A 21540-nucleotide genomic window follows, 5' to 3' on the forward strand; every position below is an offset into this window, starting at 1 on the left:
AACATCCCCGCCCCCGAGTTCTCTCTCACAGGGTAGGACGCTGCAGGCGACCGATCGGTTGAGCGGGTTGTGGTAGGAAGTACCGGTATAACTATCCCGGAGGAATCATGGTCGAGTTGAAGACGCCGACGCAGATCGAGCAGATGCGCGCGGCCGGGCGGGTCGTCGGCACCGCGCTCGCGACGGTGAGGAAGGAAGCCGCGGTCGGCGTCTCGTTGCGCGAACTCGACGAGGTGGCCCGCGACGTACTGCGTTCCGCCGGGGCGGTGTCGTTGTTCGATGGGTACCAGCCCGGGTTCGCGACCTCGCCATTCAGCGGCGTGATCTGTACGTCGGTGAACGACGCCGTACTGCACGGGCTGCCGTCCGACCAGCGGCTCGCCGACGGCGACCTGCTCAACGTGGACTGCGGCGCCTCGATCGACGGGTGGTGCGCGGACTCGGCGATCAGCTTCTGCATCGGTACACCGCGGGCCGAGGACCTGGAACTGATCGCGACGACCGAGGAGGCACTGGCCGCGGGAATCGCGGCCGCCGTCGAGGGCAACCGGATCGGCGACATCGGCGCCGCTATCGGAGCGGTCGGGGACCGGGCCGGCGTCGGCACCAACCTGGACTTCGGCGGCCACGGCGTCGGCCGCCGCATGCACGAGGAACCCCACATCCCCAACGGCGGCCGCCCCGGCCGCGGCCTCAGACTCCGCGCCGGCCACGTCGTCGCGATCGAACCCTGGTTCTGGTCCGGCCCCGGCTCCACCTACAGGATCGACGAGGACGGTTGGACCCTCCGCTCCGCCGACCGAACCCGAGGCGCCCACGCCGAACACACCGTAGCCATCACCCCCGAAGGCCCCCAGATCCTCACCCTCCCGTAACAACCGACATCTTTCCTTCAGAACAGTGGCTCCTGGGACGGCTCAGCGCGGTGCATGCCGTTCACGGGGTGCGTGCGGTGGGTTGAGGGGCGGGCGAAGCCGTGCTTGGACAAGAGCGGGCGGAGCTTCTGGTCGAAGGACTTTCGGTAGCTGGGGGATGCGTTGGAGCCGTGGGCGTACAAGGACGTGTAGCGGCCGACCAGGTTGGGGTGGTCGTGGGCCAGCCATTGCATGAACCACTCCTTGACGCCGGGGCGTAGGTGGAGGAGGAGTGGGGTGACGCCGGTGGCGCCGGCTGCGGACAGGTCGCTCATCAGCTGGTCCAGCTGCTCCGTCGAGTCGGTCAGCCAAGGGAGGACCGGAGCGACCATCACGCCACACGCGAGGCCCGCCTCGCGGATTGCGCGGATGAGTTCCAGACGGCCGCGGACGGATGGGACGCCCGGCTCCAGACGGCGGCGGAGGTCCTCGTCCCCCAGGGCGAGCGAGAGACCGATGCCGACGGACACCTCGGCGGAAGCCGCGGACAGCAACCCCAGATCGCGTCGGAGCAGGGTGCCTTTGGTGAGAATGGACAGCGGTGTGCCGGACCCCGCGAGCGCCTCGATGATGCCGGGCATCAACCGGTAGCGGCCCTCAGCGCGCTGATACGGATCCGTGTTGGTGCCGAGAGCAACTTGTTCGCGGCGCCACGACGGGCGGGCGAGTTCGCGGCGCAGGACGTCGGCCACGTTCGTCTTCACGACGATCTGCTGGTCGAAGTCCCGGCCCGCGTCGAGTTCGAGGTACTGATGGGTGGGCCGTGCGAAGCAGTACCGGCAGGCGTGCGAACACCCGCGGTACGGATTCACGGTCCAGTTGAACGGCAGCGCCGTACCAGGCACCGAGTTCAGCGCCGACCGCGCCAGCACCTCATGAAACGTGATCCCCTGGAACTCCGGCGTCGTCACCGACCGGACCAGCCCGGCGATCGACCCAAGCCCCGGCAACGTCCCCGGAGCCTCGGCATCAACCCGCTGCCCGGCCCACCTCATGCCTCACAGTCGAACACATGTTCCCATGAACGTCAAACGGCGGCTCGGGCAGCCTCCTCGACGCGGGCGCGGTACGCCGCCCACCACTCCGCGTCCTGCTCGGGGAGGTTCGAGTTGGTTGAGCTCATGCCGGCGGCGCCGTCCAGTTGTTCGCGGAGGATGTCGGCGTGGCCGGCGTGGCGGTTGGTCTCGGCGAGGACGTGGACGAGGATGCCGTGCAGCGTCACCGACGACTTGCGCCACCACGGCACCAGGCCCGACGCGTCCAGGTCGAGCGCCTCGATCGTCGCGTCAGCGTGCGCACACGCCCGCTGGTACCGGTCGACGATCGACGCGCGCGTCTCGTCGGCGGTCGCCCACATCTCGACGTTCGGCTCGGCGTCGTCGTCCCACCACGGCAGTTCCTCGGCGAACGGCCGATCGAAGGTCTTCCCGAAGTACCAGGCCTCGACGATCGACAGGTGCTTGACCAGGCCGAGCAGGTTGGTCCCGCTGGGCGTCAGCGGCCGGCGGATGTCGTACTCGCCGAGCCCGTCGAGCTTCCAGACCATCGCCTCGCGGGCCTTACGGAGATAGTCGTGCAGGGTTTCTTTCACACCCCGGATCATGCCTCAGCTGAAGACCGCCGCGTTGGCCCGCGCCCATTCGCGGTACGTCGTCCCCGGCCGGCCGGTGAGGTCGCGCACGGCCGGCTCCGGCTTCATCGGGTACTCGGCCATCATCCGGAACCCGTCGAGCAGCCACTGCGACGTCTCGCGCCCGATCACCGGTGCGAGCCCGTCGACGTACTCGTCCGGGGTCAGCTCCTCGAACCGCACCTCCCGCCCGATCGCCTCCGCGATGTACGCGACCTGCTCAGGCGGCGTGAGCCCTTCCGGTCCGCTCATGGTGATCTTCTGCCCGCCGTACTCCTCGGACAGCAGCACCACCCGCGCCACCGCCGCGATGTCCGCGAGGTCGATCGGCGTCTGCACCGCACCGGCGTACGGCGCCCGCACCACCCCGTCGGCCTTGATCGACGGCGCCCAGTCGAGCGTGTTGTTCATGAACTGCCCCGGCCGCAGGAACGTCCAGTCGAAGCCGGCCGCCTCGATCGCACGCTCGATCCGGTAGTAGTGCCACGTCGACGGATCCCCTTGCGCCTCGTAGTCCGCGGGCTCCCCTGACAGTACGACGACCCGCCGCACGCCGGCGTCCCGCGCACAGCGGACGAAGTCGTCGACGTACGCCGGAAGCGGCGCGAGGTACACCGTGTCGACACCGGCGAGCGCCGCGGGCAACGTCTCCGGCTTACCGAGGTACCCGCGCGCGACCTCCACGCCCTCCGGCAGGGCCGCCCGGGCCGGCTTGTTGGTCAGCGCGCGCACCGGGGCGCCCGCCGCCACCAACTCGTCGACCAGGAGCCGCCCCACACTCGCCGTCGCGCCCGTCACCAGGATCGTCATCGAAAATCCCCTCTCGATCAGAATTCTCGTAGGGTATACGAGAATTCGAGAAAGCGCCTATCGTTGGCCCGTGAGTGAGCGGCGGAGTGGCGAGGGGCAGCCGGACAAGACGCTGGCGTTGCTGTGGCGCAACCACCGCCACCCCATGGCTGACGAGTCCGTCGACCGGAAGCGCGGCGCGGGCCGGCGTCCGTCGCTGAACGTGGACGAGGTCGTCCAGGCAGGCATCCAGCTCGCCGACGACCAGGGTCTGGCGGCGGCATCGATGGGCGGGCTCGCCAAGGAGCTCGGCGTCGGCACGATGACGCTGTACACGTACGTGCCGTCCAAGGACGAACTGCTCGACCTGATGGTCGACCAGGTGCTCGGCGAGCGCGAGCTCCCCGGCCCTGGTGAGCCGCGGCCGGAGGACTGGCGCGAGCAGGTCGAGCTCTACTCGCGGCAAACCCGTGCGATGTTCCAGCGGCACCTGTGGTTGTCACAGGTCTCGACGATCCGCCCGCCGGTAGGGCCGGGCATGCTGGCGGGCCGCGAGTACCTCCTGTCCGCGTTGCTCGGTCTCGGACTCGGAGCGCTCGAGACCAACACGGCTGCGCTCGCAATCACGACGTACGTCGACTCCGCCGCGAGCCTCGAGGCGGAGAGTCAACTGGTCGAGCGCGCGACCGGGCAGAGCAACGACGCCTGGTGGTACGAGCGCAACGACCTCTGGGAGACGTACTTCGATGTCGACCGGCATCCCGCGATGACCACGATCTGGCATGCGGACGGCTACCAGTCGAGCACCCGGGAAGCCGCCGCCGACTCCTACCGCTACGGCCTCGACCGTCTCCTCGACGGCATCGAGAACACCGCCCTATAGATCGAGCGAGATCCAGGCCGGATCGTGATCGGTCCCATCCCGCGCGAGCTTCCGCCGCCGGCCGATGAAGGCCTGCCGGAGCCGGGGCGCGAGCGCCGGCGACAACCAGATCTGGTCGATCAGGTCGAACGTCCGCGGTTGCTTCGACTCCTTGAACGTCGACGTCCACGCCGGACTGGCCGGCAGATCGACCGTCGTCTGCACGGCTCCGATCTCGGTCGGTGCCGTGAGCGCGTTGACGAGACCGGCCTGCGCATACGCGACCAGCGCGGACGAGTCCGGGGTGTCGTTCATGTCGCCGCAGAGCAGGTACCGTTGGCGGCTGCTCATCCGCGAACCCATGATCCGGACGATCGTCTCGGCCTGCTGGGTCCGCAACAGTTGCGCGGCCGCGGCGGCCGCTACCGGATCCGCCACGGTGAAGTCGACGAACTTCGACTTCAGGTGCGTGCCGAAGACGGTCAGCAGTCGCCGGCCGCGGGCGTCCAGGATCTCCGCCTCCACCAGGTCCCGCGAGAAGATCGGCCGGTCCGGTACGTCGGGATGGAACGTCCGCTGGTAGCTCGTCACCCCGCCGATCGGGCGCCGGGACAGCACTCCGATATCGATGAACCGCGCCGAGTCGTTGCCGTCGATCACCATCACGTGCTCGTAGGCGCCGTTCAGGTGCTCGCGGTTGAACTCCCGCAGTACGTCGACGTTCTCGATCTCCTGGACGATCCAGACGTCGACGTCCGCGGCGAGCAACCGCTCGGCGACCCGGGTGGTGTCCTCGGGCTTCTTGGCGGTGAGCAGCTTTCCATGCCCGTCGAGCTGCAACCGCCGACGGTGCTCGTTGTCGAACTCGTACGTCGCCGGTACCGAACTGCTGCCACTCGCGAGGGCCTCGAGTGCCCCCGTGAAGTTCCAGCGGTCGAACAGGTTGTTGAGATTGAACGTCCCCACCGTGAGTTCCATGTCCCTACCTCCCCTTACCGAGAAGGTACGCCGGCTACTACTCGCGGTCACGAACTCGAAGCGAACGGTTCCCGACGATCAACTGCGGGCGCCGGACAGGACGTCGGCGCCGACCGGGTTGAGCATGTGCCGGACCGAGCTGCCGATGCGGTGGGTGGTGACCAGGCCGGTGTTGTGCAGGATCCGGGCGTGTTCGCTGGCCGAGGCCAAGGAGATCCCGGCTCGGGCCGCCAGTTCGCTCGTCGAGCATGCACCGCTCGAGATGCTCTTCAGCACCCGTGCCCGGGTCTTCCCGAGCAGGTCGGCCACGGCGCGATCGCGGTCCGCGTGGCGTACGACGGCCTCGGGCCGGCCGGCGGGCCGGACCGGGTACACCAGCACCGGCGGGAGCGCGGGATCGAGCAGCATCATCGGGTACTTCCAGCAGAAGAACGACGGCACCAGCCGGAGCCCGCGGCCGTTCAGGTGCAGATCCCGGTCGATGTGCGGCAGGTCGACCGACAGCACCGGTGCCTCCCACCGCAGCGCCGGGTGCAGCTGCGGGATCAGCGACTCGAACCCGTCGCTGGCGACAGTGTCGTTGTGCTTGGCAACTGTCGTCTCGACGGCCGGCGTGATCATCGGCATCTGCGGCGCGATCTTGGTCCGGTGGAACGAACGCAACCCGTGCACCAGCCGGGTCATCACGCCGTTCTCGCCGGCCGCGAGCCGCCGGGTCCAGGCCGGCAGCCGAACACTGTCCGACAGCCTGCCCAGCTCGGATCTCAGCCGGCCGGGCGGCGTGGCGGCGACCGCCGCCAGCCCGGCCTCGAGCCCTTGACCCGCGGCGAGCGGTGTCAGGAAATCCGGCGAGTACCCCACTGGCGGCGCCAGCGCGAGCAGCTCCTGCTCCTGCGCGCTCAGCCGGGCCCTCGCCCGTTCCCGCCAGGTGCCGAACGTCTCCGGCTCGTCATCGGTCTGCAGGACGTGGAGACCCAGCAGGACCTCCCACAACGGATCGGGCTCCTGCGCGATCGTCGTCCTGGCCAGATCCGCACACTCGAAATGGACGCGGAACACCACGGTCTCCTCCCCCGAGGAAAGTCACCCGCCGTGGTCAACGGGCAACATGATGACCGTAACAGCCCTCAGGGTCACCGACCGTGACGTATTACTCCCACTCGATGGTGCCCGGGGGCTTGCTGGTGACGTCGACGGTGACGCGGTTGATCTCGTCGACCTCGTTGGTGATCCGGGTCGAGATGCGTTCGATCACGTCGTACGGCAGCCGGGCCCAGTCGGCGGTCATCGCGTCCTCGCTGGTCACAGGGCGCAGTACGACGGGGTGGCCGTACGTCCGGCCGTCGCCCTGGACGCCGACCGACCGTACGTCGGCCAGCAGGACCACCGGGAACTGCCAGATGTCGCGGTCGAGGCCGGCCGCGGTGAGCTCGGTGCGGGCGATCAGGTCCGCGGCGCGCAGGATGTCCAGCCGCTCGCGGGTGACCTCGCCGATGATCCGGATGCTCAGGCCGGGGCCCGGGAACGGGTGCCGGTAGACCATCGTCTCCGGCAGGCCGAGCGTCAGGCCGAGCTCGCGGACCTCGTCCTTGAACAGCGTCCGCAGCGGCTCGATCAGGCTGAACTGCAGGTCGTCGGGCAGCCCGCCGACGTTGTGGTGCGACTTGATGTTCGCGGCACCGGCACCGCCGCCGGACTCGACCACGTCCGGGTACAGCGTGCCCTGGACCAGGAACTCGATGTGCCGCTCGGCGTCCACCTTGCGGGCGGTCGCCTCGAAGGTCCGGATGAACTCGCGGCCGACGATCTTGCGCTTCTGCTCCGGGTCGGTCACGCCCGCCAGCGCGGTCAGGAACTGCTCCTCGGCGTCGATCGCCTCCAGCCGGATCCCGATCGCGGCGACGAAGTCCTTCTCGATCTGCTCCGACTCACCGGCGCGCTGCAGACCGTGGTCGACGTACACGCAGGTCAGCTGGTCGCCGATCGCCTTGTGCACCAGGGCCGCCGCGACCGCGGAGTCGACACCGCCGGACAACGCGCACAGCACCTGCTTGTCGCCGACCTGCTCGCGGATCAGCGCCACCTGCTCCTCGACGACGTTGCTCGTGGTCCAGTCGCCCTTGCAGCCGGCGATCTCGTACAGGAAGTGCTCCAGCACGGCCTGCCCGGCCTGCGAGTGCAGGACCTCCGGGTGCCACTGCACGCCGGCCAGCCGCCGGTCCAGGTTCTCGAAGGCCGCCACCGGCGCGCCCTCGGACGCCGCGAGTACGGCGAACCCGGCGGGCGGCGCGTGCACCGCGTCACCGTGCGACATCCACACGTTCAGGTCCTCGGGGATGTCGGCCAGCAACGTCCCGGGCTCGCTCACCGTGACCGGCGTACGGCCGAACTCGCGCAGTCCGGTACGCCGGACCTCGCCGCCGAGCGTCTGCGCCATCGCCTGGAAGCCGTAGCAGATCCCGAACGCCGGAACGCCGGCCTCGAACAGCCCGGAGTCGACCCGCGGCGCACCCTCGGCGTACACCGACTGCGGCCCGCCCGACAGGATGATCGCCTTCGGCCCCTTGGCCAGCATCTCCTCGACCGGCATCGAGTGCGGCACGATCTCGGAGTACACCTTCGCCTCACGCACCCGCCGCGCGATCAACTGCGCATACTGCGCCCCGAAATCAACAACCAGAACCAACTCATGCTCAGCCACCACCAAAGCCTATCGGTGCAGGTCAGCAGGGCTGTAATCCGCGGCTCGACCGATCACCGGCAGCAGGTCCCTGGTGACCTCCAGCCCCGGAAACCGCCGCCGCATCGCAGCCTCGTACCGCGCCGCACCAGCCGGTTCACCGATGTAGTCAGAGATCAGATGCGACCCGAACCACAACCGCACACGACACCGAGTCGGAAAGCTCACAAACGCGGACGCTAGCGGTGCCAGTTGCCCGCTGTGTTACCGAAAGTTACAGTCTGAAGACGCTCCGCAGACAAGCTGAGGGCCCGTCGGTGTAGACCGACGGGCCCTCAGGTGTTCATGTAACGGAGAGACCTGCCTCCGCCTTCACGAAGAAGTTTAGGATCATGCCTCCTGCGAATCAAACCGACTATCACGCCGTGGTCGCCGCCAAGATCAGCGGGCCGCGCCTCGCGCCGTACCTGGCGGCGACGGAAGGCAACGTCCGCCGGGCTCTGACGCTGTACCAATGGAGCGTCGAACTGTCCGGTGCCGTGTACGAGTGTCTGCATCGATTCGAGGTGATCCTGCGCAACGCGCTCGACGAACAACTCTGCAGATGGAACGCCGTTCAGCGCGATCGGCAGACCGGCCGATCACACTCGTCGGATTGGCTCATGGACCCGGCCCGCTTGCTCCGACGACTGGCCGGCGACGACATCCGCAAAGCCGGTCGGCGAGCGCAGACCGCCTTACGTGGTGCCGCCAGGGCACCCGGGCATCCCGACGTACTCGCCCAGCTGAGCTTCGGCACCTGGCGCTTCTTGCTACCCGACAACGATCCCGGCAGGCAGCACCTGTGGAACAAGGCGCTCGCCGCGGCGTTCCCGAGCCTTACCGGCGCACCGTCGGACCTCGTGGATCACGTCGACCACATCTACAAACTGCGCAACCGGGTCGCTCATCTTGAACCACTGCTCAACTCCAGCATGGTTGCGGACCGGCTGGCCCGGATGAGGACCGTTCTGCTGGCGATCGAGCCGGCCCTCGAGATGTGGTTCGTCTCGCGGCAGCGCGTCACCGCGATTCTGAAGACCAAGCCGTAGGACTCGGACGCTCAGACCGCTGTCGAAGTCACCACCAAGCGCGCCGGGGCGCGGAACGAGAGTAGGTCGATCATTGGTGGGTCCTCCACCAAGCGTGCGCTGATCAGCAGGTCGGTGGTGGATTCCAGGGCTACTCGCGTTTCCAGGCGGGCGAGGCCGGCGCCTAGGCAGCGGTGGATTCCTAGGCCGAAGGCTAGGTCGGCGGGACCGTTGTGGCCGGTCAGGCCGAGGAGGACCGGGGCTCGGGCGGGTAGCTCGGTGGTGCCGATCGTTGTTCGGTGGGCGGTGACTCGGCGCCAGGTCGGGACGGACGACGCCTCTCGCAGGACCTGCTCGACCGAGCGGGTTGGGTCGGCGGGTGGCGCGCTCGCGGTGAGGGATCGCTGGAAGGCGGTGGAGATGAGTTGGGTGGTGGTCTCCTGGCCGGCGATCAGGAGGAAGTAGCCGACGGCGCAGACCTCTTCGTCGGTGAGGCCCAGGCCGACGAGCACTCCGAACAGGTCGTCGCCCGGTGCCTTGCGGGCGGCTGTGGTGCGGGCGCGGAGCCAGGCGTAGAACTCGGCCGCGCTGTGCGCCAGCTCCAGCTGGCGGTCCTCGTCTGGCCAGCCCCAGAACAGTTCCAGCGAGTCCAGGCTCCAGGCCTTCAGCGCGGGTACGTCGACGTTGGTCAGACCGAGCAGGTGCAGTACGACGAGGGCGGGCGGCTCTGCGGCGATCGCCTGGACCAGGTCGACCTCTTGACCGTCAGCAAGGGCTTTCGAGGCGGCCGTGACGCGTGCGGCGTTGAGCTCCCGGGTCAGCGGTTCGACGGCGGCGACGCGGGCGGGACTGAAGAAACGGGCTACGGCGGCGCGGATCGGGCGGTGCGACTCACCCGCGTTGTTCGCCAGCGTCGGCGGCAGCGCGAACCCGACCCCGGACAGGACCCGGAGCGCCTTCACGGACAGCGGCGTGTGCGCGAGTACGGCGTTGTCCGGCCGGAACGTCTGCGGGTCGAGCAGCACCTCCCGAACCAGCGCCGGGTCGTCCACAACCCAGTACCCCAACGCGTCGTCGTACCGGGCCGGGCACCCACTCACACGAACCAGCCCGGGGCGGCGGCTCGGAAGGTCTCTTGGGTCCAGGTGCCGGCTCCGGCCGGGATGCGGCCGATCACCGGGACGCCGGTTGTTGCCGGGAGGTCCTCCAGGTTGCAGCGTTCGGCGAGGTCAGGCTCGGCCGGCCAGGAGCCGATCACCAGGCCCTCGACCGGCAGCTCCCGCGCACGCAGGGCCTCGACGGTCAGGCCGGTGTGGTTCAGGGTGCCGAGTCCGGCGCGGGTCACCACCACGAATCGGAACGGCGACGTCAGATGCTCCGCGAGATCCGCCAAGTTGTTGCCATCGGCATCGAGCCCGACGAGGAGCCCGCCGGCGCCCTCCACCAGCACCGTGTCGTACTCGCGAGCAAGCTCGTCGACAGATGCGGCGTACTCCTCCACCGACGGCAGCGTGATCCCGGCGCGCCGGCCGGCGGTGGTCGGTGCGAGCGGCTCGGGCAGCCGGACGCCCTCGTGCAGTGCGGTCACGCCGGTGAGCCGGACCACGTCGGCCAGGTCGCCCGGCTCGTCGGGGCCGACGCCGGTCTGGGCCGGCTTGACCACCGCGACCGACTCGCCCGCCCGCACCGCGAGCGCGGCCGTGACGATCGTCTTGCCGATCTCGGTGTCGGTCCCGGTGACGAAGGTGATCACGAGACCGCCCCGATCGCGTCGACGATCACGCCGCACGCGTGATCGAGATCGGCGGCCGACAACCCGGCGTGCGCGGTGAGCCGCAACCGCGAGATGCCGTCGGGGACGGACGGCGGCCGGAAACTTCCCACCCGTACGCCGTTCCGCAGACACAGCTCGGCCGCGCGAACGGTCTCGCGCGGACCCGGCATCGGCACCGAGACGACCGGCCCGGAAGCCGGTGGCACCTCGCAGGCCGCCGCCAACTGGGCTGTCGCCGCGTGGATCGCGGCGGGACGGTCAGGGTCCGCCTGAAGGACCTGGAGGGCCGCGAGGGCAGCGGCGCAGGCGGCCGGGTTGAGCCCGGTGTCGTAGATGAAGGGGCGGGAACGATTGATCAGGTGGTCCCGCAGCACCGACGGTCCGAGGACGACGCCGCCCTGGGAGGCCATGGCTTTGGACAGCGTCATGGTCACGATGACGTGGTCGAGGCCCGCGAGACCCGACGCGTGGACCGAGCCGTGCCCACCGCCGGTAACGCCCAGCCCGTGCGCCTCGTCGACCAGCAGTACGGCGTTGTGCGCGCCGGCGACCGCGGCCAGCTCGAGCAGCGGCGCCTCGTCGCTGAGCACGCTGAACACCGACTCGGTCATCACCACCGCATGCGGTTCGTTGCGCTCGGCAAGTACTTTCTCGACGGTGTCCACGTCGTTGTGCGGGACGACCTCGACCCGGGACCGGGCCAGGCGGCAGGCGTCCACCAGCGAGGCGTGTACGTGTTCGTCGGAGACCAGCAGCGTTCCCGGTCCGCCGAGCGCGGTGACGACGCCGAGGTTGGCGAGGTACCCGGACGAGAACGCGAGCGCGGACTCCTGCCCGGCGTACGCCGCCAGCGCGGATTCGAGCTCCTCGTGAAGTTCCGTCGTACCGGTGACGAGGCGGGACGCGGTCGAGCCGGTGCCCCAGGTCCGTACGGCGTCGGCGGCCGCCGCCACGACCCGCGGATCACGGGCGAGACCGAGGTAGTCGTTGCCCGCGAGGTCGATGAGGTCACCGTCCGCGGCACGCGCGTTCAGCCGCCGGGTCAGGCCCCGCGCCTCCAGCGCGGCCGCCTTGAGGGCGAGCCAGTCCTCGAACATCAACCTGCCTCCTCGACCGCGCCGGTGATCGCGGCGCCGATGGCGGCGATGTCCTCGTCGGTGCAGACGTACGGCGGCATCGTGTAGACGAGATCGCGGAACGGCCGCACCCAGACCCCACGGCCCAACGCGGCCTCGGTCAGCCGGGGCAGATCCACCGGTCCACCGAGCTGTACGACGCCGACCGCGCCGAGCACCCGTACGTCTTTCACGCCCGGCAACTCCCGCGCCGGAGCTAGCCCCGACGAGAGCCCCGCGGAGAGTGCAGCCACCCGAGAAGCCCAGTCCTGGGACAACAGCAGGTCGATCGAAGCCAGCGCGACCGTGCAGGCGAGAGGGTTCGCCATGAAGGTAGGACCGTGCATCAACGCACCGCCCGGCCCGTTCGAGACGGTGTGCGCGACGTCCGTCGTACACAACATCGCCGCCAGCGTCAGGTACCCACCGGTCAGCGCCTTGCCGACGCACAGGATGTCGGGGTCGACGCCCGCGTGCTCGGACGCGAACAGCGTGCCGGTGCGGCCGAAGCCGGTGGCGATCTCGTCGAAGATCAGCAGGAACCCGTGCCGGTCGGCGAGCTCGCGGAGCACGCGCAGGCAGGCGGGGCTGTACGGGTACATGCCGCCCGCGCCCTGCAGGACCGGTTCGACGATGATGCCCGCGATCTCACCCGCGTGCCGCTCGGCCAGTACTGCCAACTCGTCGGCCCAGGACTGCAGCTCGGGGTCGTCGGCCGGCCTGTCGAAGCCGGCGGGCGGTTGCGGGCCGAACACCTGCTCCTTGAGCGCGCCGGTGAACAGCGAATGCATTCCGTTGACCGGGTCGCACACGCTCATCGGCGCGAACGTGTCGCCGTGGTACCCGCCACGAACGGTCAGCATCCGCGTCCGCCCATGGTTGCCGCGCGCAACCTGGTACTGCAGCGCGAGCTTGATCGCCACCTCGACCGAGACGGACCCCGAGTCGCAGAAGAACACGTGCCGCAGCGGATCCGGCGTGATCTCCACCAGCCGCTCGCCCAGCCGGACCGCGGGTTCGTGGGTGAGCCCACCGAACATCACGTGACTGAACTCGTCCACCTGACGCTTCAGCGCGGCGTCCAGCACCGGGTTCCGGTAGCCGTGGATCATGCACCACCAGGAGGCCATCGCGTCGATCGCCTCGACCGTCCCGCCCGCACCGTCGTCCAGCTGAAGCCGTACGCCGTCCGCACCCCGAACCAGCCGCACCGGCGAAGGGTCGGTCAGCGACGAGTACGGATGCCAGAGCAACTCCGCGTCCCGCTGTATCCACTCACTGACCGACTGTGACACCGCGCTCCTCCATCCTGAGGATTCACCACGGTAATCGCTCCCCCCGCCGGCCGCCGCCGCAGGTAGGCCAGATGTGACCAGCGCCTCTCAGACCCCGTGCTCGTTGGTCGGGCGGCGCGTCCGCCCCTTGAAGCTGGCCACGATGTTCCCCTGCGAATCGTTGACCACGCCGTTGTCGACGCCGCCTTGCCGGGCGGCCTTCCTGGCGTCGCGGCCCTTCAATGTGCCGCCGTTCGCCGCGGTAGCAGCCCTCTTCACCGGTTTGGATTCTTTCTTGCCGTACTTCGCCATCGCCCCACCAATCGCTAGAACGCGGTACCAGCCTTTGCGATATGCAACGTAACGGCGTCGGGGTGCACCCGGGGGCGGCCCATGGCGGTGACGGCTCGAACACCCTCGACTGCCTCGTCGCGGATCCACTGCACCGGTGCAGCCATCCCCAGGGGCTCGACCTGTGCCACCGACTCCAGGAAGTAGCGCGATTCCAGGATGGTCCATGCACGGTCCCGCTCCCAGGTGATCGCGTCGGCGGTCCGGGCCGGCTGCTGCCAGTCCGCACCGGCCTCGCGCTGGTTGCCGTACACCAGCTCGCCGTCCGCACGCAGTACGCCGACGCGATCGGCCCACTGCCCCGCGTCGACCAGCTCGGCCGCCCGCAGTACGCCCGTGTAGCCGGCGTCGTGGGCGCTCTGCTCGACGAACCGGCCGAAGCCGAACTTCTCCAGCGACCGGATGTGCCGCTCCAGGATGCCCAGCCGGCTGCGGGCCTCGTGCACCGCGAGCAGGGCGACCTCGACCTGGTACCCAGCCGCCTTGAACCGCTCCGCGGACTCGGCGAACGCGTCCGGGTCGGCAAGCTCGGTCTCGACGATCACGTCGTACCGCTCCCGGATGACCAGCTCTTCGGCCTGGGCGAGCCAGCGCCGGCCGTCGGCGGCGACGTACCGCCCGGCCGCCGGGGGGACGTCGGTGATCGGCTCGTAGAACTTCGGGTGGTACGGCTCGTAGGTCAGCGCGCTGAGCACGAGCGGACGTCCGCGGCGCCGCAGGACCGCCTTCACCAGGGCGGTGATCGAGGCCTTGCCGTCACCCGGCTGCCCGCCGACGAACACGACGATCGGCTGCTCCTGCGGTACGCCGCTCAGCTGGTCGGGAACGATCCGCTCGCGGAAGATCCGCGCGTTCTCGGCTTCGTCGAGCTGGTGCTGGTTCTCAGTGGTTGCCCCCGGCCCCCATGGTGCGGTCACGATCCCCCTACGCCTCGTCGTCCGACTCGTCCTCGTCGTCCGAGTCCTCATCGTCCGACTCGTCCTCGTCGTCATCGTCGTCGTCCTCGAGGAGCTTTTCGGCATCCTCGAGGAGGCTCTCGGTCGCGCGGGTGTCCAGCGGGATGAGTTCCTGCGCTCGCGTCGCCCAGGACAGTTGCTCCGATCGCCCGAGCTCGATGGCGCCGGTGTCCGGCTCGTCGGACTGTTCCTCGGTCGCGATCGACTGCGAGTAGAAGCCGATCGACTGCCGAACCCCCTCGAGCACGGTCTCGTACCCGATCGCCCGCGGCGTCGTCCAGGTCGCCTGACCGAGTTCGGCGAGAACGTTGACAGCGACGTTGACCACACACGAACTTTATCCGACGTTCTAGGTCACATCCGCCCGCACGCACATCCGACTGAACGGCACGTGAACCCCGGCCGCGGTTATGTTTCCAAAACGCCGAACCGGAGGGGAACCAGTTGCCGGATCGCGGCGTCTGCTTCTGCACAACGACAGCGCCGAGCCGCCCGCGGCTCGCAGCCAGGAGGGGTCACAGCATGCCGAACTACGGCAGCAAGGACAGCAAGGGCAAGGGCAGCGGCAAGACCGACAAGGGCTCGGGGTCGAAGGGCAAGGGCGACATGCCGGTCCTCTACCCGACCACACACCGGCCGGGCAAGAGCGGCGGCAAGGGCCAAGGCCAGGGCCGCTAGCCGCTGATCCACACGCGCTGAATCACACACCAACGATCACGAGCCGCCGCGAGCGGCGTTAACAGGAGGCACACGTGGCGCATTACAACCAGAAGGGTCGCAAGAACCAGGAGAAGCGCGCTGACAAGCCCGAGCCGGCCAAGGGCCATCGCGGCAACCAGCGGGAGTCAAACCGTGAGGGGCACGAGGCAGGGGACAAACGCCGCGGCGTCGACAAGGGCGGCGAGAGGGGTGACCAGCGCCGTACCGGCAATCAGAACAAGCGGGGCGGCCAGAGTAGGTAGCACCCCCGCGACACCCGGCCGGGGCGACCGTGGAAACGGTGTGCCCCGGCTCGCTCATGTTCAGCGGCGGCGGGAGCCGCGTCTGGAGGTGGGCTGACCGCTGCGGGCCGGGCGGCCGCCGGTGCGCTTGCCGCCGGAGTTGCCGGACTTGGTCCGCGTCGGGCGGGATGGTTCGACTGGGCCTTCGAGGGCTTTCCTGACCGCGTTGAACGCGTCGTTGACGTTGCGGGCGGGGCGGACGCCGGTGAGTTTGGGGATGGCTGCGCGCTGGCGGCGGGTGTGGACCTGGATGCGGTCGACGACGCGGGTGCGGATCTCGTCGAGGTCCGCGCCGGTCAGGTTCTCCACCGGCTTGCCGCGGTCCAGGGCGACGTCGAACCATTCGGTGTAGCCGTGCGTGTGGACGACCTGGTTCGGCGACTTCTGTCCGAGGCGCCGATACTGCGCGAGCACGTCGTACCGCTCGTCGAGGCCGAGGACCTCGTCGCGGAGGCCGAGCTCGACCTGCCGGTCGTACGTCGCGGCGACCCGCTGGTCGATGTCGGCGGCGGGGCGGTCGACGGAGAACACGACCTGCCGGGTGGCCGCCGTCACGGCCCGCTCCGGATCGTTGCCCATGGCCCGTGCCAACGCGTTCACGATCGCGTCGTAGTTGTTTTCGTGGATCTTCCCGGCGCCCTTCGGGTCGAGCCGGGTGAGTACGGCGTACGCGTCCTCGGCCATGCTGCGCGGAAAGTCGCGGCGGATCGCGTTCCGCGCCTCGGCGATCGCGTCGACCTCCCAGCCCTCGAGCAACGAGCGGACGTAGACACTCGTGCCGCCGACGATCACCGGCACGCCGCCAGCCGCCCAGCTCGCTTCCATCTCCCGGCGAGCCTCGGCGACGAACGTCTCCAGCTCCAGCTTCCGGACCGGCTCGGCGACGTCGATCATCGTGTGCGGGATGCCCCGCATCTCCTCGGGCGTGGTCTTGCTGGTGCCGATGTCCATGTACCGGTACACCTGCCGCGAGTCCGCCGAGACGACCATCGGCGGCAGCCCGAGCTCGTCCCGGATCCGCAGACAGAGATCGACCGACACCGCGGTCTTACCTGCCGACGTCGGCCCGTAGAGAGCGACCAGGAGCCGGGGCACGTCGGGCATACCCCAACCCTAGCCGACCGCGGCGCGGAGCCGACTCAGTCGGCGGTGACCTCTCCGTGGACCGAGCAGCGGGCCGACCAGCCCATCGGGTGGACCTGGACGACCATCCGGCGACGGCACGTGCCGCAGTACCTCGGCGGTTCGAGGGCCAGCGCCCGGGCGCAGTCCTCGTGGCCTCCGTCGGCCAGGTCCCGCCCGCATCTGCCGCAGTACGTCATAGCGTCTTCTGGAGTTCCTTGACCGGCATCTTCAGTTCGGCGAGCAGGTCGAGGTCGGCGGTGGCGGGGCGGCCGAGGGTGGTCAGGTAGTTGCCGACGATGACCGCGTTGATCCCGCCGAGCAGGCCCTCGCGGGTGCCCAGGTCGCCGAGGGTGAGTTCGCGGCCGCCGGCGTAGCGCAGGACCGTCCGCGGCATCGCGAGGCGGAACGCGGCGATGGTGCGCAGCGCGTCCTTGCCGTCCATGATCTCCAGGTCGCCGAACGGCGTACCGGGACGTGGGTTGAGGAAGTTCAGCGGGACCTCGTGCGGGTCGAGCTCGGCCAGTTGGGCGGCGAGCTCGGCGCGCTGCTCGAGCGACTCACCCATCCCGACCAGGCCGCCGCAGCACAGCTCCATGCCGGACTCTTTCACCATCAGGCAGGTGTCCCAGCGCTCCTCGAACGAGTGCGTCGTGACGACGTCGCCGAAGTACGACCGGGCGGACTCGAGGTTGTGGTTGTAGCGGTGCACGCCCCACGACTTCAGTTCGTCGACCTGGTCCTGCGTCAGCATGCCGAGCGAGCACGCGATGTTGATGTCGACCTCGGCGTTGATCGCGTCGATCCCGGCCTTCACCTGGCTCATCAGCCGCGGGTCGGGCCCGCGGACCGCGGCGACGATGCAGAACTCGGTGGCGCCGGTCTTCGCGGTCTCCTTGGCGGCCTCGACGAGTTCGGGGATGTTCAGCCAGACCGCGCGCACCGGCGACGTGAACTGGCCGGACTGGGAGCAGAAGTGGCAGTCCTCGGGGCAGCCGCCGGTCTTCAGCGAGATGATCCCCTCGACCTCGACCTCCTCGCCGCACCACTTCACCCGGACGTCGTGGGCGAGCGCGAGAAGTTCGGGCAGGCGGTCGTCCGGCACGGTGAGAACCTCGACCAGTTGCTCCTGGCTCAGCCCGATGCCCTGCTCCAGAACCTGCACACGTGCCACATCCAGGATGTCGCTCATCATTCTCCTGCCTCAGCTCAGCGGTCGGCCTCACAGTAGGTCAGGCAGGTACGCCGGGGCTGCGGCGGGCGTCACGTGGAACACATCGAGGCGTTGTGACTCACCGCCACTCTCCGCACTCCCCGGGGAAAAGATTTCTGGATTTTCTCCGGAACCTCGTAACCCCCCGTAGACGGGCTCGTTGATGTGTACGAAGGCGGTTACCGCAAGGAAGACCGCCACCTGATTACCAAGAGCTACAAAGGCCGATCATTACGATCAGCACGCAGAGTGGTCACAAGGCCTGAAGCCCCTGGAAATCGGATGTAAGGTAGTAACCAAGAGCTCGGGTCGCCAGCCATGGTTGGTGACCCGATCCCAAGCGCCGGGCGCCTCACCCCGGCTTGAGTGGGTCCCTCGGGAAACGATTTGGGCGGAAACGTTCCCGAGGGACCTGCTCCCTTTTCCGGACCTTTTAGCAAAAGCCTCAGCAACTTACTGCTGAGGCTTTTTCATGTGCGCAATTTCTCGCTGTTCTGTTACGACTCCGTCACAGCCTGTTTCGGGATGATCGGGAGCCGCAGCGCACCGGGCGCATCCGCCGGGACGACCGGATGCTCGGGCTTCACCGGCTGGATCCGCTGGTACGCCGTGCCGATCGCCGGCCGCGGGTCGTCCGCACCCTTGTTCGGCCAGAACGAGAGCGCCCGCTCGGCCTGCGCGGTGATCGTCAAGGACGGGTTGACGCCGAGGTTCGCGGAGATGGTCGAGCCGTCGACGATGTGCAGACCGTCGTACCCGTAGACGCGGTGGTACGGATCCACGACGCCGGTCTCGGCACTGGAGCCGATCGCGCAGCCGCCGATGAAGTGCGCGGTCATCGGCACGTTGAACGGCTCGCCGATCGTGCCGCCCGGCGTACCGTTCATCAGCTTCGCCATCCGCCGGACCACCTGGTTCGCGACCGGGATCCAGGACGGGTTCGGGGCGCCGTGACCCTGTTTCGACGTGAGCTTCCACCGGCCCAGCCGGTCGCGCTTGCCGTACGTCGTGATCGAGTTGTCCGCGGTCTGCATCACCAGCGCGATCACGGTCCGCTCGGACCAGTGCTTCAGGTCGTACAGCTTGCGGATGTTCTTCCGCTGCACGCCGAGTTCGCGGAGCCAGGTCCGCCAGCGCGGCCTGTCCCCGTCGCCGTCGGTCAGCACGGTCTGCAGCAGCGACATCGCGTTGCTGCCCTTCCCGTACCGCACCGGCTCGATGTGCGTGATGTCGTCGGGGTGGAACGACGACGTGATCGCCACCCCGCGGGTGTAGTCGACGTCGGTGTCGCGGGAGATGGCGCCGAGCAGCGACTCCGAGTTCGTCCGGGTCAGCACGCCGAGCCGGTCCGACAGCCGGGGCAGCTTGCCCTCGTCGCGCAACCGGTGCAGGAGCTTCGCCGTACCGAGCGCCGACGCGGCGAAGACCACCTGTCCCGCGGTGAAGCGCCGGGTCACCTTGCGATGCGACGTACGGCAGGTGTCGATCGCGTACCCGCCTTCAGGGAGCGGCTCGACCGAGGTGACCGTGGTCAGCGAGTAGACCTCCGCGCCGGCCTTCTCGGCCAGGTAGAGGTAGTTCTTCGTCAGCGTGTTCTTCGCGTTGTGCCGGCAGCCCGTCATGCACTCGCCGCAGTCGATACAGCCGGTACGCCGGGGGCCCGCGCCGCCGAAGTACGGGTCGTCGACCTCGACGCCCGGCTCCCCGAAGAAGACACCGACCGGTGTCGGGTGGAACGTCTCCCCGACGCCCATGTCCTCGGCGACCTGCTTCATCACCTTGTCGGCCGGCGTGAACCCCGGGTACGTCGTGACGCCGAGCATCCGCTTCGCCTGGTCGTAGTACGGCGCCAGCTCGGACTGCCAGTCGGTGATGTGCGCCCACTGGCGGTCGGTGTAGAACGCGGGCAACGGTTCGTACAGCGTGTTCGCGTAGACCAGGCTGCCGCCGCCGACCCCGGCGCCGGACAGGATGATCACGTCGCGCAGCGCGCTGATCCGCTGGATGCCGTACCACCCGAGCTTCGGCGCGAACAGGAACCGCTTCTTGTCCCACGAGTTCTTCGCGAACCCCGCGTCGTCGAACCGCGCCCCGGCCTCCAGGACCGCGACCCGATAGCCCTTCTCGGTCAGCCGCAGCGCACTCACCGACCCGCCGAAGCCCGACCCGATGATCAGGACGTCGTAGTCGAACGTCATGGACGGCCGATCTTCTTCAGGATCCGCAGCGCGCCGGTCATCAGCTCGGCGAACTTCTCGTCGGACAGTCCGTGCGAGGCGGCGACCGGGATCAGCCGCTGGGTGGCGATCGCCTGCGGTTCGACGTACCGGCGGATGCCCTCGACGCCCTGCCGCCGGCCGAGACCGGACGACCGCATCCCGCCCATCGGGGTGTCGATCGACCCGAACGTCGCGCCGTACCCCTCGTTGACGTTGACCGTGCCGGCCATCAGTTGCGCGGCGACCGCGCGACCGCGGCGGCCGTCCCGGGTCCAGACGCTCGCGTTCAGGCCGTACTCGCCCTCGTTCGCGCGCTGGATCGCCTCGGCCTCGTCGGAGAAGCGGTAGATCGAGACGACCGGGCCGAAGGTCTCGTTGTCGAAGCACTCCATCGCCGGCGTGACGCCGGACAGGACGGTCGGCTCGTAGAACAGCGGACCGATGTCGGGTCGTGGCTTCCCACCCGCAAGTACGGTCGCACCTTGCGCGCGAGCGTCCTCGACATGCCGGGTGACCGTCTCCAGCTGCGCCTTCGAGATCAGCGAGCCCATGTCGACGTCCCAGCCGGTGCCGGCGCTCAGGCGAAGCTTCTTGACCCGGTCCACGAACGCCGTGACGAACGCGTCGTACACCTGATCGGCGACGTACAGCCGCTCCATCGAGACGCACAGCTGGCCGGCGTTCGCGAAGCACGCCCGGATGGCGCCCTCGGCGGCTCGGTTGATGTCGGCGTCCCGCAGTACCAGCATCGGGTTCTTGCCGCCGAGCTCCAGGCTGCAGCCGATCAGCCGCTCACCGGCCTGCTTCGCCACCAGCCGGCCGGTCTTGGTCGATCCGGTGAAGCAGATGTAGTCGGCGTTCTGGATCAGCGCGCCGCCGACCGTCGGGCCGTCGCCGTTCACCGCGAGCCATGCCTCCCGCGGCAGGCCGGCCTCGTACAGCAGCTCGATGCCGCGGAGCGCGGTCAGCGGGGTCTGGCTGTCGGGTTTGTGGACCACCGTGTTGCCGGCCAGGATCGCGGGCAGGCCGTCGGAGATCGCCATCGTCAGCGGGTAGTTCCACGGCGAGATGATGCCGACGACGCCCTTCGGGACGAACCGGGTCTCGGCGCGCGTGAGCACCGGGAAGATCCCGAGCTTGCGCTGCGGCTCGAGCAGCTCGAACGCCTTGCGGCCGTAGTACCGCGCCGTCAGCGCGACGTGCGCGAGCTCCTCGAACGCCTGCTTCCGGGCCTTGCCGGACTCGCGGATGATCAGGTCGACCAGCTCGTGGCGGTGATCGAGGACGAGATCGTGGTACCGCAGCAGGATCGCCGCGCGCTCCGCGAGCGGCACCCGCCGCCAGGTCTGCTGGGTCCGCCGCGCGGCCCGCACCGCCGCCGTGACGTCGTCCTCGCTCGACACCGGCAGGTCCGCGATCGGCTGCCCGGTGGCCGGCGCGTACGACGTACGGGTGCCGGCCGTCGCGCGCAGCAGCCCCGACAACCGGCGGATCACCGACTGATCTGTCGCGTACGACGCAGTCGGGTCGAGCTCCGGATCCGCGGGAATCGACGTCTGCTCACTCATATCCAAAGGCTACCTGCCGGTAAT

General features: G+C 69.1%; 23 protein-coding genes. 5 read left to right on the plus strand and 18 right to left on the minus strand.

The genetic code is table 11. The annotated features are described in order from the left end of the window. Positions 1 to 107: 107 nt before the first annotated feature. Positions 108 to 875, plus strand: coding sequence for a type I methionyl aminopeptidase (map, locus tag E0H50_RS09325; RefSeq protein ID WP_131286230.1), 768 nt, complete (start codon positions 108 to 110; stop codon positions 873 to 875). Positions 876 to 892: 17 nt separating this feature from the next. On the opposite strand, the gene E0H50_RS09330 is transcribed toward map, so the two are convergent. From E0H50_RS09330 to E0H50_RS09340, 3 genes are read right to left on the minus strand one after another with little or no spacing between them, the layout of a single operon-like run. Next, a complete protein-coding gene (locus tag E0H50_RS09330) occupies positions 893 to 1909 on the minus strand; it encodes an Rv2578c family radical SAM protein (RefSeq protein WP_131286231.1) in 1017 nt (338 codons plus the stop codon). 32 nt (positions 1910 to 1941) lie between these two features. After that, positions 1942 to 2505 (minus strand): DinB family protein, encoded by a 564-nt coding sequence (locus tag E0H50_RS09335; RefSeq protein WP_238150864.1) that lies wholly within the window; start codon positions 2503 to 2505, stop codon positions 1942 to 1944. Between the two features lie 15 nt (positions 2506 to 2520). Continuing rightward, positions 2521 to 3354, minus strand: coding sequence for an SDR family oxidoreductase (locus tag E0H50_RS09340; protein WP_131286233.1), 834 nt, complete (start codon positions 3352 to 3354; stop codon positions 2521 to 2523). Between the two features lie 70 nt (positions 3355 to 3424). On the opposite strand from E0H50_RS09340, the gene E0H50_RS09345 reads away from it, so the two are divergent. After that, complete coding sequence (locus tag E0H50_RS09345) at positions 3425 to 4216, plus strand: TetR/AcrR family transcriptional regulator (protein ID WP_131286234.1); 792 nt, start codon at positions 3425 to 3427, stop codon at positions 4214 to 4216. Here E0H50_RS09345 and E0H50_RS09350 read toward each other — a convergent pair. From E0H50_RS09350 to guaA, 3 genes are all read right to left on the minus strand, one after another. Then, entirely contained in the window at positions 4211 to 5173 is a 963-nt protein-coding gene (locus tag E0H50_RS09350; protein ID WP_131286235.1) for an endonuclease/exonuclease/phosphatase family protein, read from the minus strand. The two genes, E0H50_RS09345 and E0H50_RS09350, sit on opposite strands and share 6 nt — an antisense overlap. A gap of 78 nt (positions 5174 to 5251) precedes the next feature. Then, positions 5252 to 6232, minus strand: coding sequence for an ArsR/SmtB family transcription factor (locus tag E0H50_RS09355; RefSeq protein WP_131286236.1), 981 nt, complete (start codon positions 6230 to 6232; stop codon positions 5252 to 5254). 91 nt (positions 6233 to 6323) lie between these two features. After that, positions 6324 to 7877: a glutamine-hydrolyzing GMP synthase gene (gene guaA, locus E0H50_RS09360; RefSeq protein WP_165547046.1), complete on the minus strand. Its 1554-nt coding sequence runs from the start codon at positions 7875 to 7877 to the stop codon at positions 6324 to 6326. 368 nt (positions 7878 to 8245) lie between these two features. Here guaA and E0H50_RS09370 point away from each other — a divergent pair, with 368 nt between their 5' ends. Continuing rightward, the gene (locus tag E0H50_RS09370; protein WP_131286239.1) at positions 8246 to 8944 is read left to right on the plus strand and encodes a hypothetical protein; all 699 of its coding nucleotides are present in this window, start codon (positions 8246 to 8248) and stop codon (positions 8942 to 8944) included. 11 nt (positions 8945 to 8955) lie between these two features. Here the strand turns inward: E0H50_RS09370 and E0H50_RS09375 are convergent, their stop codons facing one another. The 7 genes from E0H50_RS09375 to E0H50_RS43400 all read right to left on the minus strand — a co-directional run bounded on the left by E0H50_RS09375 (position 8956) and on the right by E0H50_RS43400 (position 14721). Next, positions 8956 to 10023: a cytochrome P450 gene (locus tag E0H50_RS09375; RefSeq protein WP_202868077.1), complete on the minus strand. Its 1068-nt coding sequence runs from the start codon at positions 10021 to 10023 to the stop codon at positions 8956 to 8958. Then, positions 10020 to 10712, minus strand: a complete 693-nt coding sequence (gene bioD, locus E0H50_RS09380; RefSeq protein ID WP_131286240.1) for a dethiobiotin synthase — start codon at positions 10710 to 10712, stop codon at positions 10020 to 10022. Before bioD ends, E0H50_RS09375 begins: the two co-directional genes overlap by 4 nt. Next, the gene (locus E0H50_RS09385; protein WP_131286241.1) at positions 10673 to 11794 is read right to left on the minus strand and encodes an 8-amino-7-oxononanoate synthase; all 1122 of its coding nucleotides are present in this window, start codon (positions 11792 to 11794) and stop codon (positions 10673 to 10675) included. The genes bioD and E0H50_RS09385 overlap by 40 nt, the downstream gene beginning before the upstream one ends. After that, the gene (locus E0H50_RS09390; protein WP_475009215.1) at positions 11794 to 13083 is read right to left on the minus strand and encodes an adenosylmethionine--8-amino-7-oxononanoate transaminase; all 1290 of its coding nucleotides are present in this window, start codon (positions 13081 to 13083) and stop codon (positions 11794 to 11796) included. The genes E0H50_RS09385 and E0H50_RS09390 overlap by 1 nt, the downstream gene beginning before the upstream one ends. A 111-nt stretch (positions 13084 to 13194) precedes the next feature. After that, on the minus strand, positions 13195 to 13398 hold the full coding sequence (locus tag E0H50_RS09395) for a hypothetical protein (RefSeq protein WP_131286243.1): 204 nt from the start codon (positions 13396 to 13398) through the stop codon (positions 13195 to 13197). Positions 13399 to 13412: 14 nt separating this feature from the next. Then, positions 13413 to 14354, minus strand: a complete 942-nt coding sequence (locus tag E0H50_RS42815; RefSeq protein ID WP_165547047.1) for a zeta toxin family protein — start codon at positions 14352 to 14354, stop codon at positions 13413 to 13415. Positions 14355 to 14361: 7 nt separating this feature from the next. Beyond that, positions 14362 to 14721, minus strand: a complete 360-nt coding sequence (locus E0H50_RS43400) for a hypothetical protein (RefSeq protein ID WP_202868078.1) — start codon at positions 14719 to 14721, stop codon at positions 14362 to 14364. A gap of 194 nt (positions 14722 to 14915) precedes the next feature. Here E0H50_RS43400 and E0H50_RS42820 point away from each other — a divergent pair, with 194 nt between their 5' ends. Then, complete coding sequence (locus tag E0H50_RS42820) at positions 14916 to 15071, plus strand: hypothetical protein (RefSeq protein ID WP_165547048.1); 156 nt, start codon at positions 14916 to 14918, stop codon at positions 15069 to 15071. Positions 15072 to 15145: 74 nt separating this feature from the next. Continuing rightward, the gene (locus E0H50_RS09405; protein WP_131286244.1) at positions 15146 to 15355 is read left to right on the plus strand and encodes a hypothetical protein; all 210 of its coding nucleotides are present in this window, start codon (positions 15146 to 15148) and stop codon (positions 15353 to 15355) included. A gap of 60 nt (positions 15356 to 15415) precedes the next feature. Here E0H50_RS09405 and E0H50_RS09410 read toward each other — a convergent pair whose 3' ends face one another. The 5 genes from E0H50_RS09410 to E0H50_RS09430 form a co-directional block, all read right to left on the minus strand. Continuing rightward, complete coding sequence (locus E0H50_RS09410; RefSeq protein WP_131286245.1) at positions 15416 to 16498, minus strand: tRNA (adenosine(37)-N6)-dimethylallyltransferase; 1083 nt, start codon at positions 16496 to 16498, stop codon at positions 15416 to 15418. Positions 16499 to 16533: 35 nt separating this feature from the next. Next, the gene (gene bsaP, locus E0H50_RS09415; RefSeq protein ID WP_131286246.1) at positions 16534 to 16716 is read right to left on the minus strand and encodes a biotin synthase auxiliary protein BsaP; all 183 of its coding nucleotides are present in this window, start codon (positions 16714 to 16716) and stop codon (positions 16534 to 16536) included. After that, positions 16713 to 17708: a biotin synthase BioB gene (gene bioB / locus E0H50_RS09420; RefSeq protein WP_131286247.1), complete on the minus strand. Its 996-nt coding sequence runs from the start codon at positions 17706 to 17708 to the stop codon at positions 16713 to 16715. The genes bsaP and bioB overlap by 4 nt, the downstream gene beginning before the upstream one ends. A 518-nt stretch (positions 17709 to 18226) precedes the next feature. After that, on the minus strand, positions 18227 to 19927 hold the full coding sequence (locus E0H50_RS09425) for a GMC oxidoreductase (protein ID WP_131286248.1): 1701 nt from the start codon (positions 19925 to 19927) through the stop codon (positions 18227 to 18229). After that, positions 19924 to 21516 carry a succinic semialdehyde dehydrogenase gene (locus E0H50_RS09430; protein WP_131286249.1) on the minus strand — a complete coding sequence of 531 codons (1593 nt, stop codon included), beginning with the start codon at positions 21514 to 21516 and terminating at the stop codon, positions 19924 to 19926. The genes E0H50_RS09425 and E0H50_RS09430 overlap by 4 nt, the downstream gene beginning before the upstream one ends. Positions 21517 to 21540: the final 24 nt, after the last annotated feature.

This window comes from Kribbella sindirgiensis (genome assembly GCF_004331435.1).
Taxonomy (GTDB): domain Bacteria; phylum Actinomycetota; class Actinomycetes; order Propionibacteriales; family Kribbellaceae; genus Kribbella; species Kribbella sindirgiensis.